General features: G+C 62.7%; 20 protein-coding genes. 14 read left to right on the top strand and 6 right to left on the bottom strand.

The features are described 5' to 3' along the window. Positions 1-16 precede the first annotated feature (16 nt). The gene (locus F1640_RS02740) at positions 17-1333 is read left to right on the top strand and encodes an MFS transporter (protein ID WP_309229180.1); all 1317 of its coding nucleotides are present in this window, start codon (positions 17-19) and stop codon (positions 1331-1333) included. A gap of 1 nt (position 1334) precedes the next feature. Here the strand turns inward: F1640_RS02740 and F1640_RS02735 are convergent, their stop codons facing one another. Next, the gene (locus F1640_RS02735; protein WP_223806593.1) at positions 1335-2312 is read right to left on the bottom strand and encodes a LacI family DNA-binding transcriptional regulator; all 978 of its coding nucleotides are present in this window, start codon (positions 2310-2312) and stop codon (positions 1335-1337) included. 208 nt (positions 2313-2520) lie between these two features. Here F1640_RS02735 and F1640_RS02730 point away from each other — a divergent pair, with 208 nt between their 5' ends. The 5 genes from F1640_RS02730 (at position 2521) to F1640_RS02715 (ending at position 8814) form a co-directional block, all read left to right on the top strand. Then, a complete protein-coding gene (locus F1640_RS02730) occupies positions 2521-4830 on the top strand; it encodes a TonB-dependent receptor (protein WP_194917602.1) in 2310 nt (769 codons plus the stop codon). Positions 4831-4995: 165 nt separating this feature from the next. Continuing rightward, on the top strand, positions 4996-5301 hold the full coding sequence (locus tag F1640_RS02725) for a hypothetical protein (RefSeq protein ID WP_194917601.1): 306 nt from the start codon (positions 4996-4998) through the stop codon (positions 5299-5301). Positions 5302-5418: 117 nt separating this feature from the next. After that, positions 5419-7383: an alkyl/aryl-sulfatase gene (locus tag F1640_RS02720; RefSeq protein ID WP_194917599.1), complete on the top strand. Its 1965-nt coding sequence runs from the start codon at positions 5419-5421 to the stop codon at positions 7381-7383. A 22-nt stretch (positions 7384-7405) separates the two neighbouring features. Next, a complete protein-coding gene (locus F1640_RS24800) occupies positions 7406-7870 on the top strand; it encodes a DUF1254 domain-containing protein (RefSeq protein ID WP_206694611.1) in 465 nt (154 codons plus the stop codon). Continuing rightward, positions 7783-8814: a DUF1254 domain-containing protein gene (locus F1640_RS02715; protein ID WP_206694610.1), complete on the top strand. Its 1032-nt coding sequence runs from the start codon at positions 7783-7785 to the stop codon at positions 8812-8814. Before F1640_RS24800 ends, F1640_RS02715 begins: the two co-directional genes overlap by 88 nt. A gap of 74 nt (positions 8815-8888) precedes the next feature. Here the strand turns inward: F1640_RS02715 and F1640_RS02710 are convergent, their stop codons facing one another. From F1640_RS02710 to F1640_RS02700, 3 genes are read right to left on the bottom strand one after another with little or no spacing between them, the layout of a single operon-like run. Continuing rightward, complete coding sequence (locus F1640_RS02710; RefSeq protein ID WP_190287205.1) at positions 8889-10472, bottom strand: TadE/TadG family type IV pilus assembly protein; 1584 nt, start codon at positions 10470-10472, stop codon at positions 8889-8891. Positions 10473-10486: 14 nt separating this feature from the next. Next, positions 10487-11083, bottom strand: coding sequence for a TadE/TadG family type IV pilus assembly protein (locus F1640_RS02705; RefSeq protein WP_194917597.1), 597 nt, complete (start codon positions 11081-11083; stop codon positions 10487-10489). After that, positions 11083-11670 (bottom strand): TadE/TadG family type IV pilus assembly protein, encoded by a 588-nt coding sequence (locus F1640_RS02700; protein ID WP_125956206.1) that lies wholly within the window; start codon positions 11668-11670, stop codon positions 11083-11085. The genes F1640_RS02705 and F1640_RS02700 overlap by 1 nt, the downstream gene beginning before the upstream one ends. A 167-nt stretch (positions 11671-11837) precedes the next feature. Here F1640_RS02700 and F1640_RS02695 point away from each other — a divergent pair. Together F1640_RS02695 and F1640_RS02690 are read left to right on the top strand one after the other, a co-directional pair. Then, positions 11838-13009 (top strand): IS3 family transposase gene (locus F1640_RS02695; protein ID WP_194917595.1). Its coding sequence is split into 2 segments (ribosomal slippage): positions 11838-12090 and positions 12090-13009, totalling 1173 coding nucleotides; the frame shifts between segments, so codons are not numbered across the junction. A gap of 447 nt (positions 13010-13456) precedes the next feature. Then, a complete protein-coding gene (locus F1640_RS02690; protein ID WP_194917592.1) occupies positions 13457-14023 on the top strand; it encodes a T4SS efffector SepA family protein in 567 nt (188 codons plus the stop codon). A gap of 507 nt (positions 14024-14530) precedes the next feature. Here the strand turns inward: F1640_RS02690 and F1640_RS02685 are convergent. Continuing rightward, the gene (locus F1640_RS02685) at positions 14531-15880 is read right to left on the bottom strand and encodes an IS1380 family transposase (protein ID WP_194917264.1); all 1350 of its coding nucleotides are present in this window, start codon (positions 15878-15880) and stop codon (positions 14531-14533) included. Between the two features lie 117 nt (positions 15881-15997). On the opposite strand from F1640_RS02685, the gene F1640_RS02680 reads away from it, so the two are divergent. After that, on the top strand, positions 15998-17251 hold the full coding sequence (locus tag F1640_RS02680) for a site-specific integrase (RefSeq protein ID WP_194921082.1): 1254 nt from the start codon (positions 15998-16000) through the stop codon (positions 17249-17251). An 87-nt stretch (positions 17252-17338) separates the two neighbouring features. Here F1640_RS02680 and F1640_RS02675 read toward each other — a convergent pair whose 3' ends face one another. Then, positions 17339-17995 (bottom strand): lytic transglycosylase domain-containing protein, encoded by a 657-nt coding sequence (locus F1640_RS02675; protein ID WP_073977371.1) that lies wholly within the window; start codon positions 17993-17995, stop codon positions 17339-17341. Between the two features lie 124 nt (positions 17996-18119). Here F1640_RS02675 and F1640_RS02670 point away from each other — a divergent pair, with 124 nt between their 5' ends. From F1640_RS02670 to F1640_RS02650, 5 genes are all read left to right on the top strand, one after another. Further along, complete coding sequence (locus tag F1640_RS02670; protein ID WP_073977367.1) at positions 18120-19049, top strand: toprim domain-containing protein; 930 nt, start codon at positions 18120-18122, stop codon at positions 19047-19049. A gap of 40 nt (positions 19050-19089) precedes the next feature. After that, entirely contained in the window at positions 19090-21309 is a 2220-nt protein-coding gene (locus F1640_RS02665) for a strawberry notch-like NTP hydrolase domain-containing protein (RefSeq protein ID WP_194917590.1), read from the top strand. 90 nt (positions 21310-21399) lie between these two features. Then, positions 21400-22626 carry a site-specific integrase gene (locus F1640_RS02660; RefSeq protein WP_194917588.1) on the top strand — a complete coding sequence of 409 codons (1227 nt, stop codon included), beginning with the start codon at positions 21400-21402 and terminating at the stop codon, positions 22624-22626. Further along, positions 22623-23978, top strand: coding sequence for a tyrosine-type recombinase/integrase (locus tag F1640_RS02655; RefSeq protein WP_194917586.1), 1356 nt, complete (start codon positions 22623-22625; stop codon positions 23976-23978). Before F1640_RS02660 ends, F1640_RS02655 begins: the two co-directional genes overlap by 4 nt. Next, on the top strand, positions 23975-24979 hold the full coding sequence (locus F1640_RS02650; protein ID WP_194917584.1) for a tyrosine-type recombinase/integrase: 1005 nt from the start codon (positions 23975-23977) through the stop codon (positions 24977-24979). Before F1640_RS02655 ends, F1640_RS02650 begins: the two co-directional genes overlap by 4 nt. The last annotated feature ends 203 nt before the right edge of the window (positions 24980-25182 follow it).

The following is a 25182-nucleotide window of genomic DNA, read 5'->3' as shown; positions in this document are numbered from 1 at the left end:
TAAGGGAGAGGCAGGCGTGGCATTTGCGGGGATCAGTGCGCAGAAACCGGAAGAAACCGCGGGGAATGCCGGCGGTGCCGCCGCAGCCCGGGCGGGCTGGTTCGTGACCTTCGCGCTGTGCCTCGGCTACGCCACGTTCGCGATTCTCCTGAACAGCGTGGGAACGGCGATTCTCCAGTCGACGGGCTATTTCCTAGTCGACAACCGCGCGGCCAGCACGCTGGAAGCGTTCAAGGATATCACCATCGCCGTGGCCTCGTTCACGCTGGCATCGCACTTGCCGCGCTTTGGCATCCGGCGTTCGATGGTTGCCGCGCTGCTCATCGCCGGGCTGGGATGCGTGGCGGTGCCGCTGGGCGATTCCTTCTGGGCGATGCGGCTGATGTTCTTCGCCACCGGGCTTGGCTTCGCGCTCATGAAAGTGGCGGTCTATTCGTCGGTCGGCCTGCTGACCGGATCGGCATCCGGCCATGCGCGCTTGCTGGGGATCATCGAATCCGGCTTCATGGCCGCGGTCGTCTCCAGCTCCTGGATTTTCGCGGCTTTCATCGATCCCGCGGATCCGTCGTCGCCTTCGTGGCTGAATACCTACTGGCTTCTTGCCGGCCTGTGCCTGGTCGCGGCCCTGGCTGCGGCATTCGTGCGTATCGATGAGCGGGGGCTGGTGGCGAAGCCGGAAGGCGATGCAGCCGCGCCGCGCGCGTTTCCGGCCATGCTCGCCCTGTTGCGGCTGCGGCTGACGCAGGTCTTCATTGCCGCGATCTTTCTCTACGTGCTCATCGAGCAGGGCGTGGGGACGTGGCTACCCACGATCAACCACCGCGTGCTGGGGCTCGACGGCCAGATCGCGGTGCAGGCGGCGTCGGCTTTCGCCATGTCGATCGCGCTGGGGCGGCTCGTTGCGGGCCTGCTGGTGACGCGAGTAGGATGGTTTCCGCTCATGCTCGGTTGCCTGGCGGGCATGGCGGCGATCCTGCTGGCGGTGCCAGGCATGGTGGGGGCGGATGCCCATGCGCTGGTCACGTCATGGCGCGATATCCCGCTTCCGGCGCTATTATTGCCCGCGATCGGGTTCTTCATGGCGCCGATCTATCCCACGCTCAACTCGGTGATCCTGAGCAGCGTGCCCAAGGCGCGGCAGCCGGGATTGATCGGCCTGATCGTGGTGTTCTCTGCGCTAGGCGGTACCACCGGATCGCGGATTGTCGCCGAGTTGTTCTCCGCTATTCCGGACGCGCGCGTTCTGTACAGCCTGCTGGTGCCGATCGCGCTGCTCGCAGCCGGCGTGATCGTGCTGAAGAGGCTGGCCGAGGAAGGGGTGTCTGTCGACTGACCTAGGTCTCGCGCACGATCAGGCGCGTGGGCAGCACGGTGGACGCGGCGCGGCCGCCTTCGATCTTCTGCATCAGCTTTTCGACCAGAATCGCGCCGGCGATGTGGGTTTCCTGCTCCACCGTGGTGATCGCCGGGGTGAAGGCTGCCGCCGGCGGAATGTTGTTGTACCCGACCAGCGCGAAATCCTCCGGCGCGCGCAATCCCCGTTCCTTGAATGCGGCGATCACCGCCATGGCCGCGGTGTCGGAAAAGGCGAAGACGGCATCGGGCGCGGGATGCGTGGCGAGGTAGGCGGCGGTATCGTTGAGCGTGGAGGTGTACGACATGTCGCCCGTGCGCAGCACCCGGATGGACGCGGATTTGCCGTGCGTCGCCTCGCTCAGCCCATCGTGGCGCATCGCGATTTCGGCATGGTTGGTATCGCCGATGAACAGCCAGTCCTTGCGCCCCGACCGCAGGAAGTATTCGCCCGCCAGCCGTCCGCCCAGGCGATTATCGCTGCCCACGGCGCAATAGGGCTCGGTCGGATCGACCGCGCCCCACACCACGAACGGCACGCCCAGCTTGGCCAGATCGCGCAGCATCGGATCGCGTTCGCCCTGGCCCAGGAAAATGAAGCCGTCGACCACGCGTGCGTTGACTTGGTCCTGATAGGCGCGTTCGTCCTGCGCCGCGGGCGGGGAAAGCAGAAGATCGAGCTTCCGGACGGCCAGCGCTTCGGCAACGCCGGCCAGCAGTTCGAAGATGAACGGGTCGGCGATTCGGCCGCCCCGGTGCGAGCCGAAGTCGAGCACCACGCTGATCGTGTCGGTGCGGGTCTGCCGCAGTTTCTGCGCGTTGCGGTTCACCGCATAGCCGTGCGCGCGGGCCACCTCGAGCACGTGATCGCGCGTGGCCTGGGTCACCAGAGGACTGCCGCTAAGCACGCGCGAGACGGTGGGCTTCGATACGTTCGCGATGCGGGCGATGTCTGCCATGCTGACCCCCATCGATCGTGACCGTTTTTTCCGGATACCCGCTTCGTCCGCCACCCGTTGCTCCCGCCCTTTTGTGTTGCGCGCGCGTTATTGCAGGGTTCCGGTTAAAAATGAACAGCTGCAACTTGCCCTTGAAATGCATTTCATGACTCGTTAAAGGGCTGTCATTGCACTCGCCGCAAAGGCGATGATCAAGGGAGAGAGGTGCATGAGACTTTCCATGAATGGCATGGTGCGTTCCGGTGTGGCGGCAGGCGCGATCGCGCTGGCGCTCGCGGCGAATGCCGTGCAGGCCCAGGACGCCGCAGCCCCGCAGGACGCGGCCGCTTCCGAAACCGTTGACGATGCCAACGCCATCGTCGTGATCGGTACCCCCGGCGGCGCGGGCGTGCGCAAGCAGGATGCTTCCTACGCCATTACCACCATCAACGAAGCCGCGCTCGAACGCATTTCGCCCAAGAGCACGGCCGAAGTCTTCACGCTCGTTCCCGGCGTCTGGGCCGAAAGCTCCAGCGGCGTGGCCGGTGCGAACATCGACGTGCGCGGTCTGCCGGGCGGCAGCGATGCGCCGTGGGTGACGATGTCGCTCAATGGCGCGCCGATCTACGGCACGGAATCGCTGTCGTTCATGGACAACAGCTCGATCTTCCGCACCGACGAAACGATCGCCTCCACCGAAGCCGCGCACGGCGGACCGAACGCGGTGTTCTCCAACGGCGAAGTCGGCGTTACGCTCAATTTCAACCTGAAGAAGGGCGGCGAAACCACCGAGGGCCGAGTCAAGCTTTCGGCCACGGACTACGGCTCGGCGCGGGCCGACGCGGTCATTTCCGGTCCGCTGGGCCACGATCTCTATTACATGATCGGCGGCTATGTGCAGCAATCGCCGGGCATCCGCGATGCGCAGTTCAAGTCGGAGAAGGGGCGCCAGATCAGCGCGCAGCTGACCAAGAAGTTCGACAACGGCGAAATCAGCATCTGGACCCGCGTGACGGACGATCACGGCCAGTGGTACCTGCCGATGGCGCTCAACACCGGCAACGATCTGGGCACGTTCTCGCAGCTCGGCAACGCCACGCGCTATGCCACCTTGCAGGTCGGGCCGAACGAGACGAAGACCTATGACTTCGCGCGCGGTCGCGGCTGGAAGGGCAGCCTTTCGGGCCTGAACCTGAAGTTCGATCTGGGCGGCGGCTGGTCGGTGCGCGACAACCTGTCCTACACTAACGGCAATGCCGATACGCTCGGCTTCGTGCCGGACGGCTCGCCCATCCGCGTTAGCGCCCTGCAGGCCGCCAATCCGGGCCTGGGCACGATCAAGACGGCCGGCGGCGTGACGCTGAACGCCAACGACTGGATCCAGAACTACGGGCACTGGGTGGTCGAGAAGAAGATCGAATCCTTCACCAACGATCTCAGCGTCAATTTCCATTCCGGCATCAACAACTTCACCGCGGGTTACTATCGCGCGGACTGGTCTGCCGATGATTTCTGGACGCTGGGCAACGCCGTGCCGGTCCAGAACGTGCAGAACGGCGATCTGCTGCAAAGCGGCATCACCTGCGGGATGCTGGCCAGCGCGGGATCGGGATCGAGCTGTTTCCACTATGGCATCCGCTCGTCGGGCGATGCGCAGGTCAACGCCATCTACCTGGCCGACAGCGTGCAGGTGACGGACAAGCTGCGGATCGATCTGGGCGTGCGGCACCAGTGGCTGGCGCTCGATTACGTGATCGATTCCAACGACTCCGGAACCTACGGCTATCCGGACGGCACGGTGAACCAGCGCAACCACGTCACCGCGAAGAAGTTCGCCTATTCGGCGGCGGCCAACTATGCGTTCGACCCGCACCTTGGCGTGTTCCTGCGCTATTCCAAGGGCTATCGCTACCCGAACTTCGATGATCTGCGGAACGGCAATCCGAACGTGTTCGGTGTCAGCCAGCTGGAAGGCGGGGTGAAGTATTCCAGCCAGCTCCTGTCGCTCTACGCCACGGTTTTCTATAACAAGAACAACAATTTCGACTCCACCGTCGGTTCGGTGGTGGCGAATTCGCAGTTCAAGACGCGGGCCTATGGCCTCGAACTGGACGGCAACCTGCGCCTCGGCGCCTTCGGGTTCGCAACCCTCGCGACCTTGCAGAACGCCAAGGTCACCGCTTCGTCGACCCCCGGACAGGTGGGCAACGAAGTGCTCCGCCAGCCGAAGTACCAGGTCCGCCTTTCGCCCAGCTATGACGTGACCGTCGGCGCGGTGAAGGTCAGCCTGTTCGGCGCGGCGTCGTTCATCGGGGCGCGCTGGAGCGATCTGGCCAACTCCTCGCGCCTGCCAGCCTACACGAAGCTGGACCTCGGGGCGCAGGCGAAGCTCGATTCCGGCCTGTTCTTCTCGGTGCGGGCGGACAACCTCAATAACAGCCATGGCCTGACGGAAGGCGATCCGCGCAATCCGGCGACGCCGAATGGCCGCCCGATCCTGGGGCGTTCGGTGCTGTTCAGCCTGGGTTACGATTTCTGACGTAAGCCCTGGCCATCAATTCCCTCCCCTCTCGGGGCTGGAACCTCCCTCGGTTCCGGCCCCGTTTCTTTTGTGGCGTGCTTTTTTGACGGAGATGCGGATAGCCAGCCAGCCGCCGCCCGGTTATGCCCCGCAGGGGGCGCATTCGAAGCAAGGAAGTTTGCGATGAAGCAGGTTGCGTTGGCTATGATTCTGGCGCTGGTGGCGCCGGTTGCGGCAAATGCCGCCGATACGGGTGCGGTTGCGGCGACGACGGCGGCGAAGTTCACGATCGATACGCCGATTCAGGACATCGTGGCCAACGAGCAGGGCAAGGCCGTGATCGAGCGGAATTTCCCCGGCCTGACCGCGCGGCCGGAATACCAGATGTTCAAGGCAATCAGCCTCAAGGCGCTGCAGCCCTATTCCAGCGGCAAGATCACCGACGAAATGCTGGCCAAGACGCAAAGCGAACTCGCCGCGATCCAGTAAGGGCGTCCGACAGCCCATTGATGATGGCCCCCATCGGGTGCGGAAACAATTGGCGCTTTCATTGCCATAACCTGTGCTCTAGGCTCGACATGCGATAACAAGACGCAGGTGGAGAGTATGGGGCGCAGGATGCTGAAAGGGCTGGCCGTGGTGCTGGCGGCTGGGTGCTGTTCGAGTGGTTCGGCGGCATTCGCTCAGACGGCCGCCGCCCGGGCTGCCGATCCGCCCAGCGCGACGACACGGGCGGTCAATGAGGCCGCGCGCGCCGCCGCGCCGTTTCAGGACCGGCGTGATTACGACTTCGCCGCGCGCGGTTTCGTGGCGACGCGCAAGGACCCGCTGATCCGCGCCGCCGACGGGCGTGTGGTGTGGGATCTCAATACCTTCAGCTTCGTCGAAGCCCCGGCGCCGGATACGGTCAACCCCAGCCTGTGGCGCCATGCACAGGTGCTTTCGCGCGCTGGGCTGTTCAAGGTTTCCGACCGCATCTGGCAGGTGCGCGGGTTCGATATCGCCAACGTGACCTTCGTGAAGGGCGACAAGGGCTGGATCGTGATCGATCCGCTGACCGCCGACGAAACCGCCCGTGCGGCCTATGACCTCGTGACCGAACATCTCGGCAAGCGGCCAGTCAGCGCGATCATCTATACCCATTCGCATATCGACCACTTCGGCGGCGCGGGCGGCATTCTGCCTTTCGCGGTGCCAGACGTGCCGATCCTGGCGCCGCAAGGCTTCACCGATGCCGCCGTGGGTGAAAACGTGATCGCCGGCCCGGCCATGGCGCGCCGCGCGATCTATCAGTTCGGGCTGACGCTGCCCAAGGGACCCACCGGCAACATGGGCTCGGGGATCGGCATGGCCGTGGCACCCGGCACGCAGGGGCTTGTTCCGCCCAATCGCGAAATCGCGAAGACCGGCACGGAGATCGTGCTCGACGGGGTGAAGCTGCGCTTTCAGGTCACGCCCGGCACGGAAGCCCCGGCCGAAATGAACATCGGCTTCCCGGACTGGAAAGTGGCCGATCTTGCCGAAAACGCCAATGTCACCCAGCACAACATCCTGACCCCGCGCGGGGCGGTGGTGCGCAACGCCAAGGCGTGGGCACAGGGGCTGACAGAGGCAATCGATTTCTTCGCCGGTGCCGACGTGATGATTACCAGCCACGGCTGGCCGCGCTTCGGGGCGGCGGAAATCACCGACTTTCTCGGCAAGCACCGCGATGCCTATGCTTACCTGCACGACCAGACCGTGCGGCTGATGAATCAAGGCCTGACGGGCGATGAGATCGCCGCGAAGCTGACGCTGCCGAAGGCGTTGCAGCAGGAATGGTACGACCGGCCCTACTACGGTTCGCTCAGCTTCAACGCGCGCGCGGTCTATCAATTCTACATGGGCTGGTACGATGGCAACCCGGTGCATCTCGCTCCGTTGCCGCCCGAGGAAGGCGGCCGCCGTTATGTCGAGGCGCTGGGCGGCGCGGCGCGGGTGCGGCAGCTGGCGCAGGCGGCCTATGACAAGGGTGACTATGCCTGGGCAGCGGAACTGCTCAACCGCGCGGTCTTTGCCGATGCCGGTGACACCGCCGCGCGCGATTTGCTGGCGCGCTGCTATCAGCAGCTTGCCTGGCAGAGCGAGAACTCGCTGTGGCGCAACATGTACCTGACGGGCGCGAACGAATTGCGCGGGGCGCAGCCTCCGGCCGCATCCGCCATCTCGCCCGGAATCGCCGGCTCGCTGACGCCGGACCAGTTGTTCGATGTGCTCTCGGTCCGCTTTGCGGCCGAGAAGGCCGGCGATGCGAAGCTGCGTCTGGCGTTCGTGTTCCCCGACCGGAATGCGCAAGTGACGGTCACGGTCGCCAACGGCGTGCTGGTCCACCGGCCGGGCGTGGTCGGTACGCCCGATGCAACGCTCACGATCAAGTACGCCGATCTCGTCGCGGCGCTGCTCCGCGGCCAGCCGCTCGCGCCCAAGATCGCCTCGGGCGAAGCCAGGATCGAAGGGCAAATGGCCGCGTTCGCGCAATTGGTGAGCTGGATAGACAAACCGACGCCGCCGTTCGCGATCGTCACGCCATGACGGCACCGGAAGGAGAAGGATGATGACTGTTCGCAGAAAGAGTGCCGTTGGAGCATGTGCCGCCGCGCTGGCCTTCGCGCTTCCCTCCGCCGCCGTGCTCGCGCAGGCCGCGCCGGCCGCTACGGCTGCGCCCACGCGCGAGGCGGAGATCGCGCGGGAAGCCTACAGCTACCTTTACCCGCTGGTGGTGATGGACGTGACGCGGCGGCAGGCGACGCAGAAGGGCGCGACCGGCATGGGCGCACCGGTCAACACGTTCCATCATAACCAGGCGTTCCCGCCGGGCGATTTCCGCGCGGTGGTGCGGCCCAATTTCGATACGCTCTATTCGAGCGCCTGGCTGGATCTGGCGGACGGCCCGATCCTGCTGACGATCGGAACACGCAGGGGCGGTACTACATGCTACCGCTCTACGACATGTGGACCGATACCTTCGCGGTGCCGGGCAGCGAGACGCTGGCACCGGAAGGCGGCCGGTTTGCCGTAGTCGCGCCCGGCTGGAAGGGCGCGTTGCCCAAGGGCGTGGAGCGGATCGATTCCCCCACGCGCTATGTCTGGATCATCGGCCGGGTGCAGACGAACGGCCCTGCCGACTATCCCTTCGTGCACCGTATCCAGCAGGCGTTCGCGCTGGCCCAGCTCAACCCCGGCGCGAAGGGACCTGCGCGCGCGGCTGATGTGCCCGTTCCGGCGGACAAATCGCCCGTGGCCATCGTCAACGCGATGAGCGCGGCGGAATTCTACGAAACGGCGATGCGGCTGATGGTGGACAATCCGCCGCACTTCAACGACCAGCCCCAGTTGGCGCGGCTGGGCATGGTGGGCCTGCGGGCCGGGCAGGGGTTCCGCTTCGCTGGTCTTGTGCCGTCCGTGCAGCAGGCCCTGACCCAGGCCAAGGCGCAAGGGCCGGCCAATCTGCTCCGCTATGTCGGACAGGCCGGACGGCAGCGCGATGGCTGGCGCACGATGACGACCTCGATCGGCTCCTATGGCGTCGATTACGATCAGCGCGCGGCGGTGGCTCTGACTGGTCTGGGTGCCAACCATCCGGTCGACGCCATCTACCCGCGCGCGGCGGCCGACAAGGATGGCAAGCCGCTGGACGGGGCCAACCGCTATGTCGTGCATTTCAAGGCCGGCCAGTTGCCGCCGGTCCGCGCGTTCTGGTCGCTGACGGCTTACAACAAGGAAAGCTATACCGATCCGAACGCGATCGACCGCTATGCCATCGGCGATCGCGACAAGCTGTCCTTCAACACCGACGGCTCGCTCGACCTCTATCTCCAGGCGGATGATCCGGGAGCGGACAAGCGCTCCAACTGGCTGCCGGTGCCGCGCGGGCCGTTCGACATGAACCTGCGGCTCTACAGCCCGAAGCCCGAAGCGCTGTCCGGCGATTGGCCGATGCCGGTGGTGGAACGGTTGCCCTGAGGAGCGACGCCGGCCCGATTGCACCGGCGATCGCTGCTTGTCACAGCGGCGAACGCCGGCTCCGATCGGTCGGATTATTTCACCAGGTGCGCGCTCTGGATGGTCAGCGCGAACAGCGCGGTCAGCGCGTCGGAAATGCTCTGGTCGGTCGATACCGTATAGACCAGCGGCGTTCCGTCGCGCGCTGCGGAGGCGCACTTCTGGAGCGCCGGCAGCACGTTGGTCAGATAGGGGGCGACATTGGATTGCGACCAGGAATCCCCTGTCAGCGCATCGGGCAGGTATTCCGTGTAGAGGATTGCGATCTTGATGCCGCGGTTCTTGATGGCGGTGCAGTTGGTGAAGTGCGCGGTCGTCAGCTCACGGTTCCAGCGGCTTGATCCGATCTGCTCGTCGGTCACGCCGTCGGTGATGATGAACAACACTTCCTGCGGTTTGGCAGTCGTGGTCCCGTCGCCCGGATTGGGCATCGTCGAGTTCATTGCGGTAAGCATATTGTTGAACTCGGTCGCCTTGTCGTTGATGTTGGTCGACGATGTCGGCTTGCCGTTGGCGTACCAGAAGTCGGTCGTGCTATCGAGATCGGGGATGTTGGACGTCGTCATGTTCTGGACGTCCGTCATCGAGGTGTGGGTGGTGACCGGTGTCGAATAGCCCGGATGCGTCCAGTCGAAGCTGAATACCTGCATCTTGTAGGTAACGTTGTTCTTCGTCGCCATGTTCTGCGCGAAGGGAATGAGGTCCTGTGCCGCCAGCGTCTCGGCGCCGATGCGCAGCGGGATGGGGGATGCGGTGGGATAGAGCGTGGTATAGTTGTGCGTCAGCCAGTAACCGTCGGCATAAAACCCGGTGATGGATTTCGACTGGTTGCTGAGATTCTTGTACGTAAACGAGAACCTGTTGCTGGCTACCGAAACGGATGTTCCGATCTTGGTGCCGTTTTGATCGTACAGGTTCTTGGAACTGTCGATCTGATACCAGGTCTTGTACCCGGTATTGCCCGAATTGTAGTAATTCCCGTCCAGGAATACGTCACGGCTGTTGGATGTCTTGATGTTGATGCCGTCGGCACGCGGGTCCTGCGCGTGGCACGCGAAGGCGCAGCCGGTGGCAGTGCGGATGGAGGTAAGGCCGCTCGAGGTCGAGGGCAGCAGCATCGATGGCGATTTGTCCATCGTCAGGAAGAAGTTGATGTGCGGGGCCTGCGCCGCGTTGGCGGTCGAGGACCCGGCGATGGGCAGCGTGGCATAGCCCAGGATGCCGCCGAACAGGTTCACCGATTTCGCGGTGTAGCTCACCACGATCGTGCGGCCGCTGTTGAGCGCGCCGGTATCGACCAGGCTGACGGTGAGATCGGTGGAGGCGTTGAACTGGATGTCCTGCAGCCCGCTGACCTGCGAAATGAAGATCTGGCGGGCGGCCGCCAGCGCGGTATCGGTCGATTGCTGCATCAGCGTGGCGTTGGTTCCGGCCAGCGCCGCCGCGTCCGCCGCCGCGTTCATGCGCGTCTGCTGCGTTTGCGCGCGGCCATAGTCGATGCCCATACCCACGGCGAACAGCATCGGGATCAGCAGCGCGGCCATCATGATGAGCACGTTGCCCTGGCTGTCATCGCGCAGCCGGCGCGCGGTTTCGCGCAGCGAATGGAACAGTCGCATGGGGGGCAGCCTCATCACTGGAGGGGAATCTGATCGGACAGGCGCGGAAGCATGAAAATCCGATCGTTCATGGTGATCGTGGAGATGAATCCCAGGCCGAATTGCGGCGTGTAGGGATACGAAACCTCGCCCATCAGAAAATAGGCGCCGGGCTTGTTCGGTGTCACCGTCTTGTCGGGCAGCATCGCCTGGGGCACCAGGTTGGTGGTCAGCGTAACCGAATTGCCCACCGTCAGCGGTGTCCAGTTGGTGGTCGATTTGCTCCACACCACCTTGGCGGTGTTGGCATCGACGACCTGCACCTCGCTCACGCGGATCTGGGCGATGCTGTTGTCATACGGGCTGAGCACCATCGCGCTCGATCCCATGATCGTCTGCAGGTCGGCCGAGGACACGGCGCCATAGCGCGAGACGAGATCGGTCACCGCGCGGGCGGACCGCGTGACCTTGCGGTTGCAGGTGATCGCGTCGCTGATCACGTAGGCGCCCAGATACAGCAGGATCAGCACCGGCAGGCAGATGGCGAATTCCACCAGCGCCACGCCGCGCGCATCGCGGGCAAGGCGGCGTGCCGTAGCGCTCAGGCGGCGCAGGAGCGGCATCGGGCGCATCAGTAACCCTCCGTCTTCATGACCGAGGTTGCCAGCAGCATGCGCTGCGAACCGGGGCGGTTGGACAGGTCGAAGCCCAGCGGGCCGGCCAGCGTGGGCCAGTTGTAGATCAGCCGCACCACCACCACCGCGCCCTGCGTCCCCGGGGTATAGGCGAAGGTATTGGTGATGTTGCCGTTGGAATCATAGGTGAAGGTCGGCAACGCGGTGTTGGCCGACGAGAAATTGGTGACGTTGGTCACGTCGACATAGAGCCGGCTGCACTGCAGGAACGTGGGCAGGGAAGCGCAGGCGGCCTCCTTGAACTGCTGCTGCGGCGTCTTGGTGACGTTGCCCTGCGCGTCCTTGACCCCGGTGAAGTTCTGCTGCGCCTGCCCGGTCAGGATGAGGCGGGCGGATGTTTCGGTGGCGGTTTCCAGGCCCTGCTGCGCGAAATACATCACCGCGATCTCGAAGATGGCGACGATCATCGCGATCAGGACGGGCGCTACCAGCGCGAACTCCAGCGCGGTTGCCCCGCGCACATCGCGCAGAACCGCCGCGCGAAACGCGGCGCGCCACCGTCTGATTGTCCAACCGCGGACCATTCCCCATTCTCCGAGCCCAGTAATGCAGGCTCAGATTAGAGGGTCAGCCTTAAGGCGTGGTAAACTTGCGGGCGGCGAATAAGGGCCGTTTCGGAGGGGAGGGTGACGTGACCCCCTGATTTTCCTCCACGAGCGATTAGAGTCTGGCCTTGAAGGAAGGACAGACGATGAAGCGTACGAGGTTTTCAGAAGAGCAGATTATCGGGGTGCTGAAGGAAGCGGAGGCGGGAGCCAAGACCGCTGACCTGGCCCGTCGGCACGGTGTATCTGAAGCGACGATCTACAACTGGAAGTCGAAGTATGGCGGGATGGAAGTGTCCGATGCCCGCCGACTGAAGGAGCTCGAGAGCGAGAACGCCAAGCTCAAGCGGCTGCTGGCCGATGCGATGCTGGACAAGGCTGCTCTGAAGGATCTTCTGGCAAAAAAGTTCTGATGCCCGCCGCGCAGCGGGAAGCTGTTGCTCATCTCCAGGTGTGCCACGGGATGAGCGAGCGGCGGGCGTGCCGTGTTATCGATGCTGATCGCAAAAGCGTGCGTTACCGTTCCACCCGGGACGATGATGCCGAGCTTCGCGAGAAGCTGCGCGAGCTGGCCAACCAGCGTCGCCGGTTCGGCTATCGCCGTCTGCATATCCTGCTGCGCCGGGAGGGGATCATGATCAACCGCAAGAAGACCCAGAGGCTCTACAAGGAAGAAGGGCTGGCAGTGAGGCGACGACGAAGCCGCAGGCGTGCTGTTGGCACAAGGGCACCTGCTCCGGTTCTGGCGCTGCCGAACCAGCGCTGGAGCCTGGACTTTGTTCACGACCAGATGGCTTCGGGAAGACGGTTCCGGGTGCTCAACGTGGTCGATGACGTGACCCGGGAGTGCCTGGCAGCGGTGCCGGACACCTCGATCTCTGGTCGCCGTGTCGTTCGCGAGCTGACCGCACTGATCGAACAGCGCGGCAAGCCAGGCATGATCGTCAGCGACAATGGCACCGAGCTCACCAGCAACGCTGTGCTGGCATGGTGCGGCGAGGTCGGCGTGGAGTGGCATTACATCGCGCCCGGAAGGCCGATGCAGAATGGCTATGTCGAGAGCTTCAATGGCCGCATGCGCGACGAACTGCTCAACGAGACGCTGTTCTTGAGCATGGCCCATGCCCGTGTCGAGATCGCGGCCTGGGTCGAAGACTACAATCGGGAGCGACCACACTCGTCTCTCGGTTACGCAACACCGGCGGCGTTCGCCGCTGAACTGGATAAGCAATGGCCTGCTTCGCTACGCCCTACGGGCTCCGCTACGCAGCCCATTGCTTCAACCGCGCTTATGCGCAAAACAACCGCCCGGCTCTAATCCCAGCTGGGGGAAAGCTGGGGGTCACGTCAAGGGGCATGGCGCGGATAATGCCTGCCGGATGATTGCCTGCACATGCCCAACTGGCCCGCCTTGCTTCGCGGAGGAGGCAAAAATCACGCTTGAGCAAATATTTGTGATGATTTCTCTCCAGGCGCTTTCGCGGGAGGGATGGTTCGCGGCCATGCTCTGCCAACCGTTAACGTTGGCTTCCCGGCCTGTGCCAAGGCGGGACGAGCAACGAGATGGAGCCCCGCGCAGTTTCTGCCGCTTCACCTTTGTTGACACTATCCTTGGAAAGGTCGCGTGGACGAGGAGCAGTTCATCGCCGCACAGTTCCAGTTCGCTCGAGTGCCAGAAACTTGCCTGAGAATATGTAACATAAAATCCTTGCGTGGCATTTGAGGATATGTAACATAATCTCTATTGAGTTGGACGGAGGCGAAAATGATGCCGGTCGTTAGATTGAATGATGCAACGTTCGCTGACCTGAGCACGCTCAAGACGTGGTTCAGAACGAAGACACCAAGTGACACGATCGATCATATTGTTCGGGAAGCGATGGAGCGCCTTGGCATGGAGCGGGACAACGAACCCGCAGATGCGGTGACCACCACTAGCGGAGGCGCTATGGAGTTCGGTGCCGCGCCAGGCCTCTCGTTTACGAAGCCACTATCGGCGACCGTCAATGGAAAGGCGGTTCACAGCCCTCGCTGGGCATCTCTGCTACTAACGATGATCGCACAGCTAAAGGCAAAGGGTGTGGAAGGCGAGCGACTTGTCCGCGAGTTGCAGATCCCCGCCAAGGTTGAACGCTACGAGGATGAGGGCTTCAAGTACCACGCCGAACTAGGAATTTCCATTCAGGGGCAGTCAGCCTCCGATGCATGGAAAGAAATTGACCGTTTGGCGAAGAAGTGGAGTATCCCCGTGGCGATTGAGTTCTGGTGGCGGCAGAACCCTAAAGCCCAGTATCCTGGTCAGACCGGTGTTTTGCGTTCAGGCGGAGCCTGAGCGCTGTCGGCGCCCTATATTACGCCCTTTGGGGTGTTTCCGGGAACTGGCTGAGTCGGTATTGACGGCGAAGCACGACCACACCGGAACGTGGCCTGTGTCGAATGAATTGATCATTTTATGGAGAAAAATGGTGGACGCACTAGGGCTCGAACCTAGGACCCGCTGATTAAGAGCCATGATCAGAGGGTCCTAGCATGTCCGCATGTGTCCGAAAATGGCGGAATTCTGCGATTCAGAGTCCGCATTGTTCTTGAAATGTTCGCCAGTATCCACTACAAAAAGCTACCTAAGGTAGCGGGTATATATGGCGAACAAAGTAGGTTTGACGGACGCTAACCCGGCCTATTCATGAGACTGAGGTTCCGGGCTTGTTGGGTGGCGATGCGTTTTCGGTGATGTGATCCGGACGAGCGCCTCTGGCGGTGTTTTTCACCGCGGTGGGATCGATGGGCTTTTCGGGGTTAATGGAGGGGGGCTTGCGGTTCGGCGGCACGGCCGCGCGGGCTATGTAGGAGCAGGCCGAAGGTTGGTGGCGACGGCCTTGAACGTGGCGGCATCGGGGCATGCTGACGCGAAGGCGATGCGGATGCGCGTTGCGGATTCAATGACGCGGGCGGCGACCTTGAGCAACCGGAGGCGGATCGTTGCGAACTCGGCGACGGCAAGCGCGGCAGATTTTGGGATTTCTTGCTGGATCCGCCACAGGAGCCAGTAGGCGGCGGTGTGCAGAATGAGGCGCATCTGGTTGGCATTGGCCGAGCGGCACGAGGTGCGATCGCTGGCGAGCTGGGTCTTGTGCCGCTTGATCAGGTTTTCGGCCTGGCCGCGGGCACAGTAGAGCGTGTCGTAGATGTGCTCGGCCGAGCCTTGGGTCAGCGAAGTGACGACATAGCGGATGTCCATGCCCAGCGTGCTGGCCTCGATCCGGGCGACGACGCGGCGCTGGCCCTTCCAGCTTTTGGCGCCGTAGCGGGTCTCGGCATAGTTTCGCAGGATCACACGCTGCTCCTCGGCCCGCTTGACCGCGCAGGTATCGGCGACGGCGACGATGGCGGGATCGGCCCGCAGCGCAGCGTTGGTTGGCAGGCCGAACACGTAATCGATGCCGTACGCCTCGCAGAACGCCATGACCTCGGGGCGGCCATAGTGCCCGTCACCGCGGATGGTGAGGTGGGTATCGGGCCAGTGCCGGCGGATGTGACGCACCAGACGCCGGATGTGGCCAGCAGCTTCGGCGCCAGATGGCGTCTTGCCGGTGCGAAGCAGCATCGCCACCGGCCGGCCACTGGCGGTGTCGTAGACGTGGATCGGCAGGAAGCAGCGCTCGCCATGGTGCCCGTTCCAGAACGAGAGCTGCTGATAGCCGTGGACGACATCGCAGGTGTCATCGATATCCAACGTCACCGCCGCCGGCGAAGTGGGATAGCTGGCGCAGTAGATATCGATCATGGCGGCCATCAACTTCGCCAGTTCGCGCGTGGTCGGCGCGTTCTCCCAGCGGCTCATCGTGGGTTGGCTCGCAAGCCCGGCACCGGAGCCCGGCAGCTTGCCCAGCGCCAGGCGGAAGCCGGGATCGTCGCGAAGGGCGTCGAGATCGTCGGCATCCTCGTATCCGCAAGCGATCGCGAACACCCGGGCGCGCAGGATGTCGGGCAGCGCATGGATCACCCGGCCAGGGTCACGCGGGTCGGCTATGCAAGCGGCAAGCCGACGGCAGATGCCCATCGCGCGCTCAGCCTGTGCCAGTAGCAGGACGCCGCCGTCCGAGGTCAGCCGACCACCATCAAAGGCGGCTGTGACTTTCCGGCTGCGCACTGCTGGGAATCGGAATGGGTTTGCAGTATCGTCGGTCATGGCGGGGTGGCCTGTGGCATCTTCTGCCCTGCGGCAGGTTCGGCTTAGACACCCAGTTCCTAATTCAGATCAGAGGCTTATGCCACTCCCGCCAACCCTCTCGGCCCAACGCGGTGAATAAGCCGGGCTAAGATCGCAGGACTGAAGGCGCCGGCTGCGGGTCAGATTGAGCTCGCCGATGGTATCGTCCCCGGCCTTAGGCTCCGCATGGGTGCCAGTGGTATCAAGACGTACATTCTGCGCAAGCGGGTTCAGGGCAAGTGGTTGAATGTGACGATCGGACGCCATGGTCCGGGTTTCACCCTGGCCCACGCCCGCAAGAAGGCGCGCGATCTGCTTGTTGATGTCGAGCAGGGCAAGAGCATCGCCAGAAAAGCGGGCGCAAAAAGGAAGGGATCAAAAGGCGTCGGGACAGTCGCGGAGCTCTACGAGACGTACCTTGCTCAGCAGATCGAGGGCAAAAAACGGAGCGCGAGGGAGTTCGATCGGGTCTTCCGAAAGTACATTGAGCCGGAGATTGGAGACCGGCTCGCGGACTCCATTACCCGAAGTGACGTGAGCCGCTTCGTTGAGAAGATTGCGTTCGAGCGGGGCAAGGAAACCCTGACGATGGCGCGCATCGTGTATCGCCATCTTTCGACCTTCTACACGTGGGCGCTCACCAGACTCGAGCATATGCCAGCCAACCCCTGCCGGGATGCGTGGCGCCCGAAGCGGAATGAACCTCGAGATCGTGTACTGAGCGACCGCGAGCTAGCGGCACTATGGCAGTCTGCCGTCGAGGATGGCTATCCATTCGGTCATCTTGTGCAGATGCTTGTCCTTACGGCTCAGCGCCGGGGCGAGGTGCTCGATGCAGCGTGCGACGAGTTTGATTTCAAGGCGAAAGTCTGGACAGTTCCGGGCGACCGAGCGAAAAACGGCAAGGCGAATGTGGTGCCGCTATCCGCGCAAGCCCTGGCAGTCATCACCGAGATATTCATGGCGGCTGGCATCGACCCCGACGAGGCCCACAAGCAATCCCAGATCCTGTTAGCATCGAAGGTCACCAATACGAACAGCGTCAGCGGACTATCGAAGGCGTGGAAGCGGATCAGGGCAAGCGTGGACGAGAAGCTCGGTTATGAGGCCGGTCACTTCACAATGCATGATATTCGACGGACGGTGGCAACCGGTCTCCAGCGTCTTGGCATACCCTTGGTCGTTTCTGAGGCGGTCCTCAATCACCAGTCAGGATCAGCTATGGCTGGCGTCGCTGGGGTCTATCACCGTCACCAGTATACCAACGAGAAACGCGAGGCGCTGGCGTTGTGGGGTAAGGAGGTAATGCAGATCGCAGCCAAGTACCCAGCCGAGGCCAAAGACGGTTAATCTCAGAGGGGATTGAATCCGCTAAAAAAACACCCAGCCAGAAAACGCAGGACTATGGACCTTGCTCCAGCCATTTCGAGCCGATCTCTAGAAGCGCCAATGGCGAAGGACTTCGCGGACATATCCAGGCGTCTCGCCATTGCGGGGAATGCCGCCTGCGCGTTCGACCGCCCCTGGACCAGCATTGTAGGCAGCCACCGCGAGGTGAACCACGCCGAACTTGTCGAGCATCTGCCGCAGATACCGCGCAGTGCCGAAAATGTTAGCCATTGGATCGAAGCGATTGAAGACCCCGAGGTCCTTTGCCGTTGCGGGCATCAGCTGCCCAAGCCCCGCGGCGCCTGCCGGACTGACGGCCAAAGGGTTGTAGCGAGATTCCGTCCAAACGAGTGCATCGAGCAGGCCTGCGGGCAGTGAATACTTCGCTTCCGCCGCATAGATGTGGGGCAGGTAGCTTGCTCGCCTGAAGCCGGATGGGCCAGGTTGGGCCTTTGGCTCGTATCTGTAGGGCAGGTTGACCCGAGCATTTTGCGGCCCAGTCATAACAAGTGCCGGGTCGTCTTGGGCAGATCGCCAGAGCCCATGTTCGACCAGCTGGAAGCCGTTCGATGTTTCAGCAATCCGAAACCCTTCGGTGTGGCTGGCGGGCACTTCGATTGTGGCTGGCGCAGGCAAATCCTGGGCTCTGGCGGGGATAGCAGAGGTGATCGCGATGCCTGCGATCAAGATAGCTTTCATTGTCATTTCTCGATCCTTGTATAGCCGAATCGAGTGAGAACATATAAAGAACATATGACGTAGGAAAATGGTTTGGCGCTGTTGCAGAGCGGAGGCTGCACGGGGCGGGCACCGCAACCGGAGTAGGACGATGCCCCCGTTAAACAATGCTCATCAACTCGAACGCCGCGCCCGCACCATCGTCGAAAGCCTTCAGGGTACATGGCGTAGGGGCAAAGGCATGTGCTGCTGCCCCGCTCACGACGATCGTACTCCATCGCTGAGTGTAACCCTGGGGCGCAAAGCCATCCTGTTTCATTGCTTCGCGGGATGTCCGAATGAGGATGTCATTGCGGCACTGGATCGCCAGGGCGTTCGCAGCCGCGACCTTTTCAACGGCGCAGACGCCAGGAGCATCGAGCGGCAAAGTCATGGCGATTTCAGCCCCAATGCACGGCGCTTGTGGCAATCGGCTACGGCGATCTCCGACAGCCCTGTCGCACGATACCTTGCGCAGCGCGGTCTTCTGCCCGCAGCCGATCAACTCCGTTACCTGGCGCGCACGCCGCTCGGGCCGCGCGGCGCCGCCCAATTTCTCCCCGCGATGCTGGCCGCAGTCACAACCGACATTGGAATCATCGCAGTACACAGGACTTTTCTCGACATCGGAGGCAGCAAGTTGGCACGCTTTGAGCGGCCCAAGCGTGCACTTGGCAGCCTCGGCTGCGGTGCCGTCAGGCTTGCGCCTGCAAAGCAGGGGCGCCTGGGCCTTGCCGAAGGTATCGAGAGCGCCCTGTCAGCAATGCAGCTCTTCGGGGTCCCATGCTGGGCAACACTCGGGAACGAGCGCTTCGGCCTTGTTGCGATCCCGGAAAGCGTGCGTGAGCTCTATCTGTTCATCGACAATGACGCCGGGGGCGCTCTCGCAGAGGAGCGAGCGCTGAGGGCATATGCTGCGCCTAATCGTGTCATCCACTCACAAGCACCAGCCTCGCCCGGTTTTGACTGGAACGATGAATTGAAGTCCCGGCTTGCCCGTAAATCTGATCCGTTGGGCAGAGGGGAGGGGGCCTTTGGCTGATTGAGGCCTGCCAGCCGCAGGACCTCGTCAGGAGGTTCCCATGTCCAATTCGTCTCTTGCCTTTGACTTCGATGAACCATCACCGCCCGTTGTTGCGATGGCGGCCCAGACCATGGCTTCTGAGTTGGCGGCAGGCCGCACGCTCTCACGCAGCGACATCAGCCGCATCATGACTGCGCACTTTGGAGGGAGCGATGCTCTGGGGCGATGGTCAGTTCGCGATGCTCACGCCGCGATCGAACTTGCGCAAGTTCAATACCTGCAAGCATCGGATCCGATCCGACTCTCGGCCCGGATCGAGGAAGCAGACCGGTTCTTCTGTTCCCTCGAGGCCCGAATTTCGACCCAGACCAATCGCAGTGAAGAGCAGATCGAATGGCAGCAGTTTGCAACGCCGCCCCGCCTTGCCTGGCTTGCTGCCCGGGCTTGCGCGCTCGTCGCAGACGAGCTCGTGCTAGAACCGTCGGCCGGAACAGGGATGCTCGCGGTCTGGGCCTCCAAGGCCGGCACACGCCTTGCCTTGAACGAAATCTCGCCGCTGCGCCGCGACTGCCTGAGCGCTCTGTTTCCGGCTGCCCGCGTGACCGGGCATGATGCCGAGCTCATCGACGAATTGCTCGATCCGGCCATCGCACCCAGCGTCGTGCTGATGAACCCGCCATATTCTCATGGGATCGAGCGGGGCCACGATGGTCGCACCGGGGGGAGGCATCTGCGCTCGGCCTGGAACAGGCTTGCCCCGGGCGGGCGGCTGGTTGCGATCATGCCTGAATGGTTCGATTGCACCAGGTTTCTGGTGGGGCTGAAGGGGCCAGTGGCTCTGCGGCTCAATGCCGCGGTCGAACGCGCTTTCATCAAGAGCGGCACCGGGATCACCGCGCGGCTGCTGGTTCTCGATAAGGTGGAAGGCGCCAATGAGCCTGTCGCTATTCGCACGAACGACTTCCCCCAGCTGGTCGATCTAATCAATGCCTTGCCTGCTCGAGGCAGCAGTCAGGTAGCCTCTGAACAATCAATCCTCCCGGCTCGTGCGCCGTTCCGTTTGGTAGCCGGCCCGCGCAGACTGCTTCCGGCCCCGGCGAGGATCACGCCTGCAGCGTCGATGGCCATCGGCGCTCTGACCTACGAGGCGCTTGAAATCCCTGCGCCGCTTGGGATCCAAGTCGGCCACTATCTGCCCTATCGACCGAGCAGGATCGTGATCCATGGCGCGGCCGAGCATCCGACGGCGCTGGTTGAGTCCGTTGCCATGGGTTCGATCTCGGCACCCAAGCCAGAGGCGGTGCCGCAGCTTCCGGATGGACTGGTTCCCAAGGGGCTTCTGTCTGCTGCCCAGGCGGAGACCCTGATCTATGCCGCGAGTGCGCATGCGCGCGACCTTCCCGGCCGATTCGAACAGGAGGACAAGGGCTGTTCGCTCAAGGCGTCGGCGGAAGGTCACGTCTACCGGCAAGGCTATTTCCTCGGGGATGGCACCGGCGCTGGTAAGGGCCGCCAGGTCGCGAGCGTCATTCTCGATCGCTGGGTGCGCGGCGAACGCCGCCATATCTGGATTTCGAAGAACGAGGCGCTGCTCGAAGACGCGCGCCGCGACTGGGCCGCCCTTGGCGGTCTCCCGATCGACATCCAGCCCCTGTCGTCCTGGAAACTGGGCACGCCCATCGCCATGCGCGACGGGATCCTCTTCGTGACCTATCCGACGCTCCGCTCGGGCCGCAACGACGCAACGCGGCTTGATCAGATCCTCGCCTGGGCAGGTGAAGATTTCGACGGCGTGATCGTGTTCGACGAAGCGCACGCCATGGCCAATGCTGCCGGCGGGGAAGGATCGCGGGGCAAGGTCAAAGGATCGGAGCAAGGCGTTGCCGGGGTGCGCCTGCAGAACCTCTTGCCCCGAGCAAGGGTGCTCTACGCCTCGGCCACCGGAGCATCCGACGTCAACAACCTCGCCTATGCGACGCGCCTCGGGCTCTGGGGTCCGGAGACCGCGTTTGCCAATCGCGAGGCGTTCGTTGCCGACATTCGCGATGGCGGAATTGCAGCGATGGAACTGGTCGCGCGGGATCTTAAATCACTCGGCCTCTACACGGCCCGGGCCCTTTCATTCGCCGGCGTAGAATATGAAATTCTCGAGCATTGCCTGACCGAGGATCAGATCGCGGTCTACGATGCCTATGCTGAGGCCTGGACGATCTTATGCGCAGCTGCGCATAAGATCGCTTATCGCGAGGTCGCGGTAATGCGCAGGAACGCGGCGTAGCCACCGAATTCCCGTGATAGTGGGCGCAGTTGCTGCGCATTATACTGGTTGCGAACCTCGGCGGTCCCTGGACCAGCTGAGGAGGCAAGCATGTTGAAGTTGCACGACGAGTTGATCGCCAAAATCACGAATTTTCTCGAAATCCAGAATTACAACCCCGTGGTCGTGGCGAACCACCGTCTCTACGCCCGCGCATTCCTCGATTATCTGGCCGAGTGCGACATGCCGGTCGAGACGGTGACGCCGGCACAGGTCGATCAGTATTTTTGCTATGCGGTTCAGGATTTTGAGGTCCAGTACGGCCGACCTCCCAGTGCGCGATGGCATATGTTGCCACGCGCCGTAATCGCCAAGTTACTTCGGCTTGCTCAAGGCAAATGGCCACCGGATGCAGAGATGATCGGCCCCGACGCCGTGCATCGACATGGAATTTGCCTCGAATACGAGGCATGGCTGCGTGAGGAGCGCGGCTTGGCAAGCGCGTCCATTGAGGCGCTGATGTGGGAGGCGCGAAACTTCCTGCGATGGCAGTTCGACCGCGGCGGTGCTGCCAGCCTCGAAGCTTTGAGTATCGTGGACGTCGATCTCTACATGGACGTGCGCGCGCCTGGCTTACGGCGCAAATCATTGGCCGATGTCGCTGAGCGGCTCCGCTCGGTGGTCCGCTATCTCCACCGGACGGGGCGCATCCCGTCCGATCTCACACCTCACATCATCGGCCCTATGCTCTATGCCTACGAAGATGTGCCCTCCACGCTGGATAAAAGCCAAATCGCCGCATTGTTGGCCGCGACGAAGGAGGACGGATCGCCGCGGGGTCTGCGCGATTATGCGATCCTTCAAATGCTTGCCACATACGGTCTGAGACAAGGCGAGATCTGCCGCCTTCGGCTTGAGGACGTAAACTGGCGCGAAGAATCCCTGCGCATCCGTCACACGAAGACCAATGCTTACTCCTACATGCCGCTTATGGCGCCGGTTGGTGAGGCGCTGCTCGATTATCTGCGCCTTGGTCGCCCCCAGGTTGATGTGCGGGAAATCTTCGTCCGATCCTGCGCACCCTATATCGCAATGACGAACCTGTACGGCATGATCCGCGGGCGGTTGGCAACTGCAGGCGTCGAGCTGCCAGGAAAACGAGGGCCGCATGTGTTCCGCCACGCGCGGGCGGTCGAGTTGCTGCGGGCGTCGGTTCCGCAAAAGATCATCGGCGACGTACTCGGGCATCGATCCACCGAATCCACCAACGCCTATCTCAAGCTGGCCGATCTCCGAGCCGTGGCGCTCGAAGTGCCCGGATCGGAGGTGCTGTCATGAGCGCCTGGCACGATCCCGAACACACCGTCATCGACGCCTTCTTGGAAATATCGCAGTTCCGGCCGGCAAGCAGACCCACCTATCGCTGGTTCCTCCGCAGCTTTGAGGAAGCCGCTCTGCGGCATACAGCAGTAGATCGACCAATGCTGGAGGCTTGGCTGAAGGACATGGAAAAGCGTTGGCGACTCTCGGCTTTGCTGAACCAGGTCTGCATTGTCGACCGCTTCCTCGACCACCTCGTTGAAATCGGGCTGATCGCCAACAACCCCATCGCCTTGTTGCGCACTCAGTACAACGTCAAACAGAACAAGCCGATCTGGCGGGCGCTGGCTTCGGCCAATCCCGACGAGGCCCTTTCCGCATTGCGACGGCCTGCGCCCTACGGCAGCGTTCTTGGCAACTTCATGCGCGATCATGTCGCGTTGATGCGCAGCCGAGGCTACCAGTATGAGACGCAGGCTCACTGGCTGTTACGGTTCGATCGGTTCCTTCAGGCGAATCCCGAACTTGCCGGAGCGTCGCTTGAAACAATGCTGGCGCGCTGGGAAGCGGCCAAACCAACCCGCAATCACGCGGCTGAATGCCAGAAGCTCGGGCGCCTCCTGACCAAGGCACGGTATCGCCTTGATCCCAGCATCCCACCGAAACGCTTCAACGCCCGGCTGGAGCGGGAAGTAGCACGTGAACATCGGCGGCCCCATATCTTTAGCCCGTCCGACGTTCAGCAGATGCTCGACACTGCCCGGTCCTATCCGTCACCGGATGCGCCGCTGCGGCCGATGGTTCTCTACACCATGGTGGTCCTGGCCTATTGTGCCGGACTGCGCCGCGGCGAACTCGCTGGGCTCGATCTGGGCGATGTTGACCTTCAATCGGGCACAATCACGATCCGGGAAACGAAGTTCTACAAGACCAGAATCTTGCCGCTGAACGCAAGCGTCGTGGCCGAGTTACGCAACTATATCGATGAAAGGCGGTGCGCTGGTGCGCCGCAGAATCCCCAATCCGGGCTCTTCTGGCACGAGCACTTCAATGATCGCTATACCCCGGTGTCGGTCTCAACGATGATCACCAAGGTCATGCGCCGCGCCGGGTTCAAGCCCCCATCCGGGCGGACGGGGCCGCGCGTTCATGACCTGCGCCATTCGATGGTCGTGAACCGAATCCTCCAATGGTATCGATCTGGCGTCAATCCGCAGGACAAACTGCGCTTCCTATCCACCTACATGGGCCACCGGGACATCCACTCCACGCTGGTTTATATCACTGTCACGCAGGACCTGCTGCAGGAAGCAAGCGAGCGGTTCCGTGCCGTCGGTGCCCGATGCCTCACCATGGAGGTGCGGCCATGACCAAGGGCAATCCGTTCCCCGCGTTGTTGCGGGCGTTCTTCCAGGAATGGTTGGCCGAGCAACGCAGTGCTTCGATCCATACGATCCGATCCTATCGCGACACCTGGCGGCTGCTCCTGCGGTTCATCGCGGAGCGAAATGGCTGCGGCGTCGCGCGGATCAAACTGGCCGACATCTCGGCCGGAGAGGTTCGCGCGTTCCTTCACCATGCCGAGCATGAGCGCGGGGGCACGATCGGCACACGCAACTGCCGTCTTGCCGCGATCCGCAGCTTCTTCAGCTTCGTGGCAGACAAAGATCCTGAATACGTCGCGCAATGTACCGAGGTCCTGACCGTCCCGCTCAAGCGGGAACCGACATCAGCACCTTGCTATCTCGAGCCGAGCGAGGTCGAGGCGATCCTCGCCCGGCCCGACCGGACGACCCTCGTAGGGATGCGCGACCATGTGTTGCTCTCATTCCTGTACAACAGCGGCGCGCGCATCCAGGAGGCCCTCGATCTGTGTTCCAACGCGATCCGGTTCGATGCGCCGTACTGCGCGCGCCTCTATGGCAAGGGACGCAAGGAACGGATCTGCCCACTCTGGCCGGAAACTGTGACGTTGCTCAGGAAGTTGCTGGAACGCCACCCGCGTGCGCCAGACGAGCGGATCTTCGTCAATCGATACGGTAAGCCGCTGGGGGCTTCGGGAGTGCGGTTCAAACTTGCCGCCTATGTAGAAGAAGCTGCCAAGTCCGTGCCGTCGCTTCTGACCAAGAATGTGACTCCGCACAGCTTCCGGCACGCGACCGCCGTCCACCTTGTCGCGGCCGGGGTGGACATCACCGTCATCCGCAGTTGGCTGGGGCACGTCAGCCTCGATACCACCAACCACTACGCACAGGCCAATCTGGAGACCAAGCGCAAGGCGCTGGAACAAGTGGGTGCGCCAGTGGCGAGCAACGTGCCACCGTCGTGGAAACGGGATGCCAGTCTGATAGAGTGGCTCGACACCCTATGAAATAATGTGAAGGACGTGGCGAAATGTTCCCCGGTATTACGGGCGTTCGCCGCGTTCCTGCGCATTACCGCGACCTCGCGATAAGCGATCATTCACGCCAACCTGAGCGAAGCACTGGAAGCCACACGGATCGTCGACGGTGAAACCGGGGGGACGCTCAACTCCGGTGCCAAGTCCGCGGCGCTGTCGATCTTCGAGGGAAC

The organism is Novosphingobium sp. NBM11 (genome assembly GCF_015390225.1).
Taxonomy (GTDB): domain Bacteria; phylum Pseudomonadota; class Alphaproteobacteria; order Sphingomonadales; family Sphingomonadaceae; genus Novosphingobium.
The sequence above is the reverse complement of the archived record's forward strand: the minus strand, read 5'-3'. Positions and strand labels throughout refer to the sequence as shown.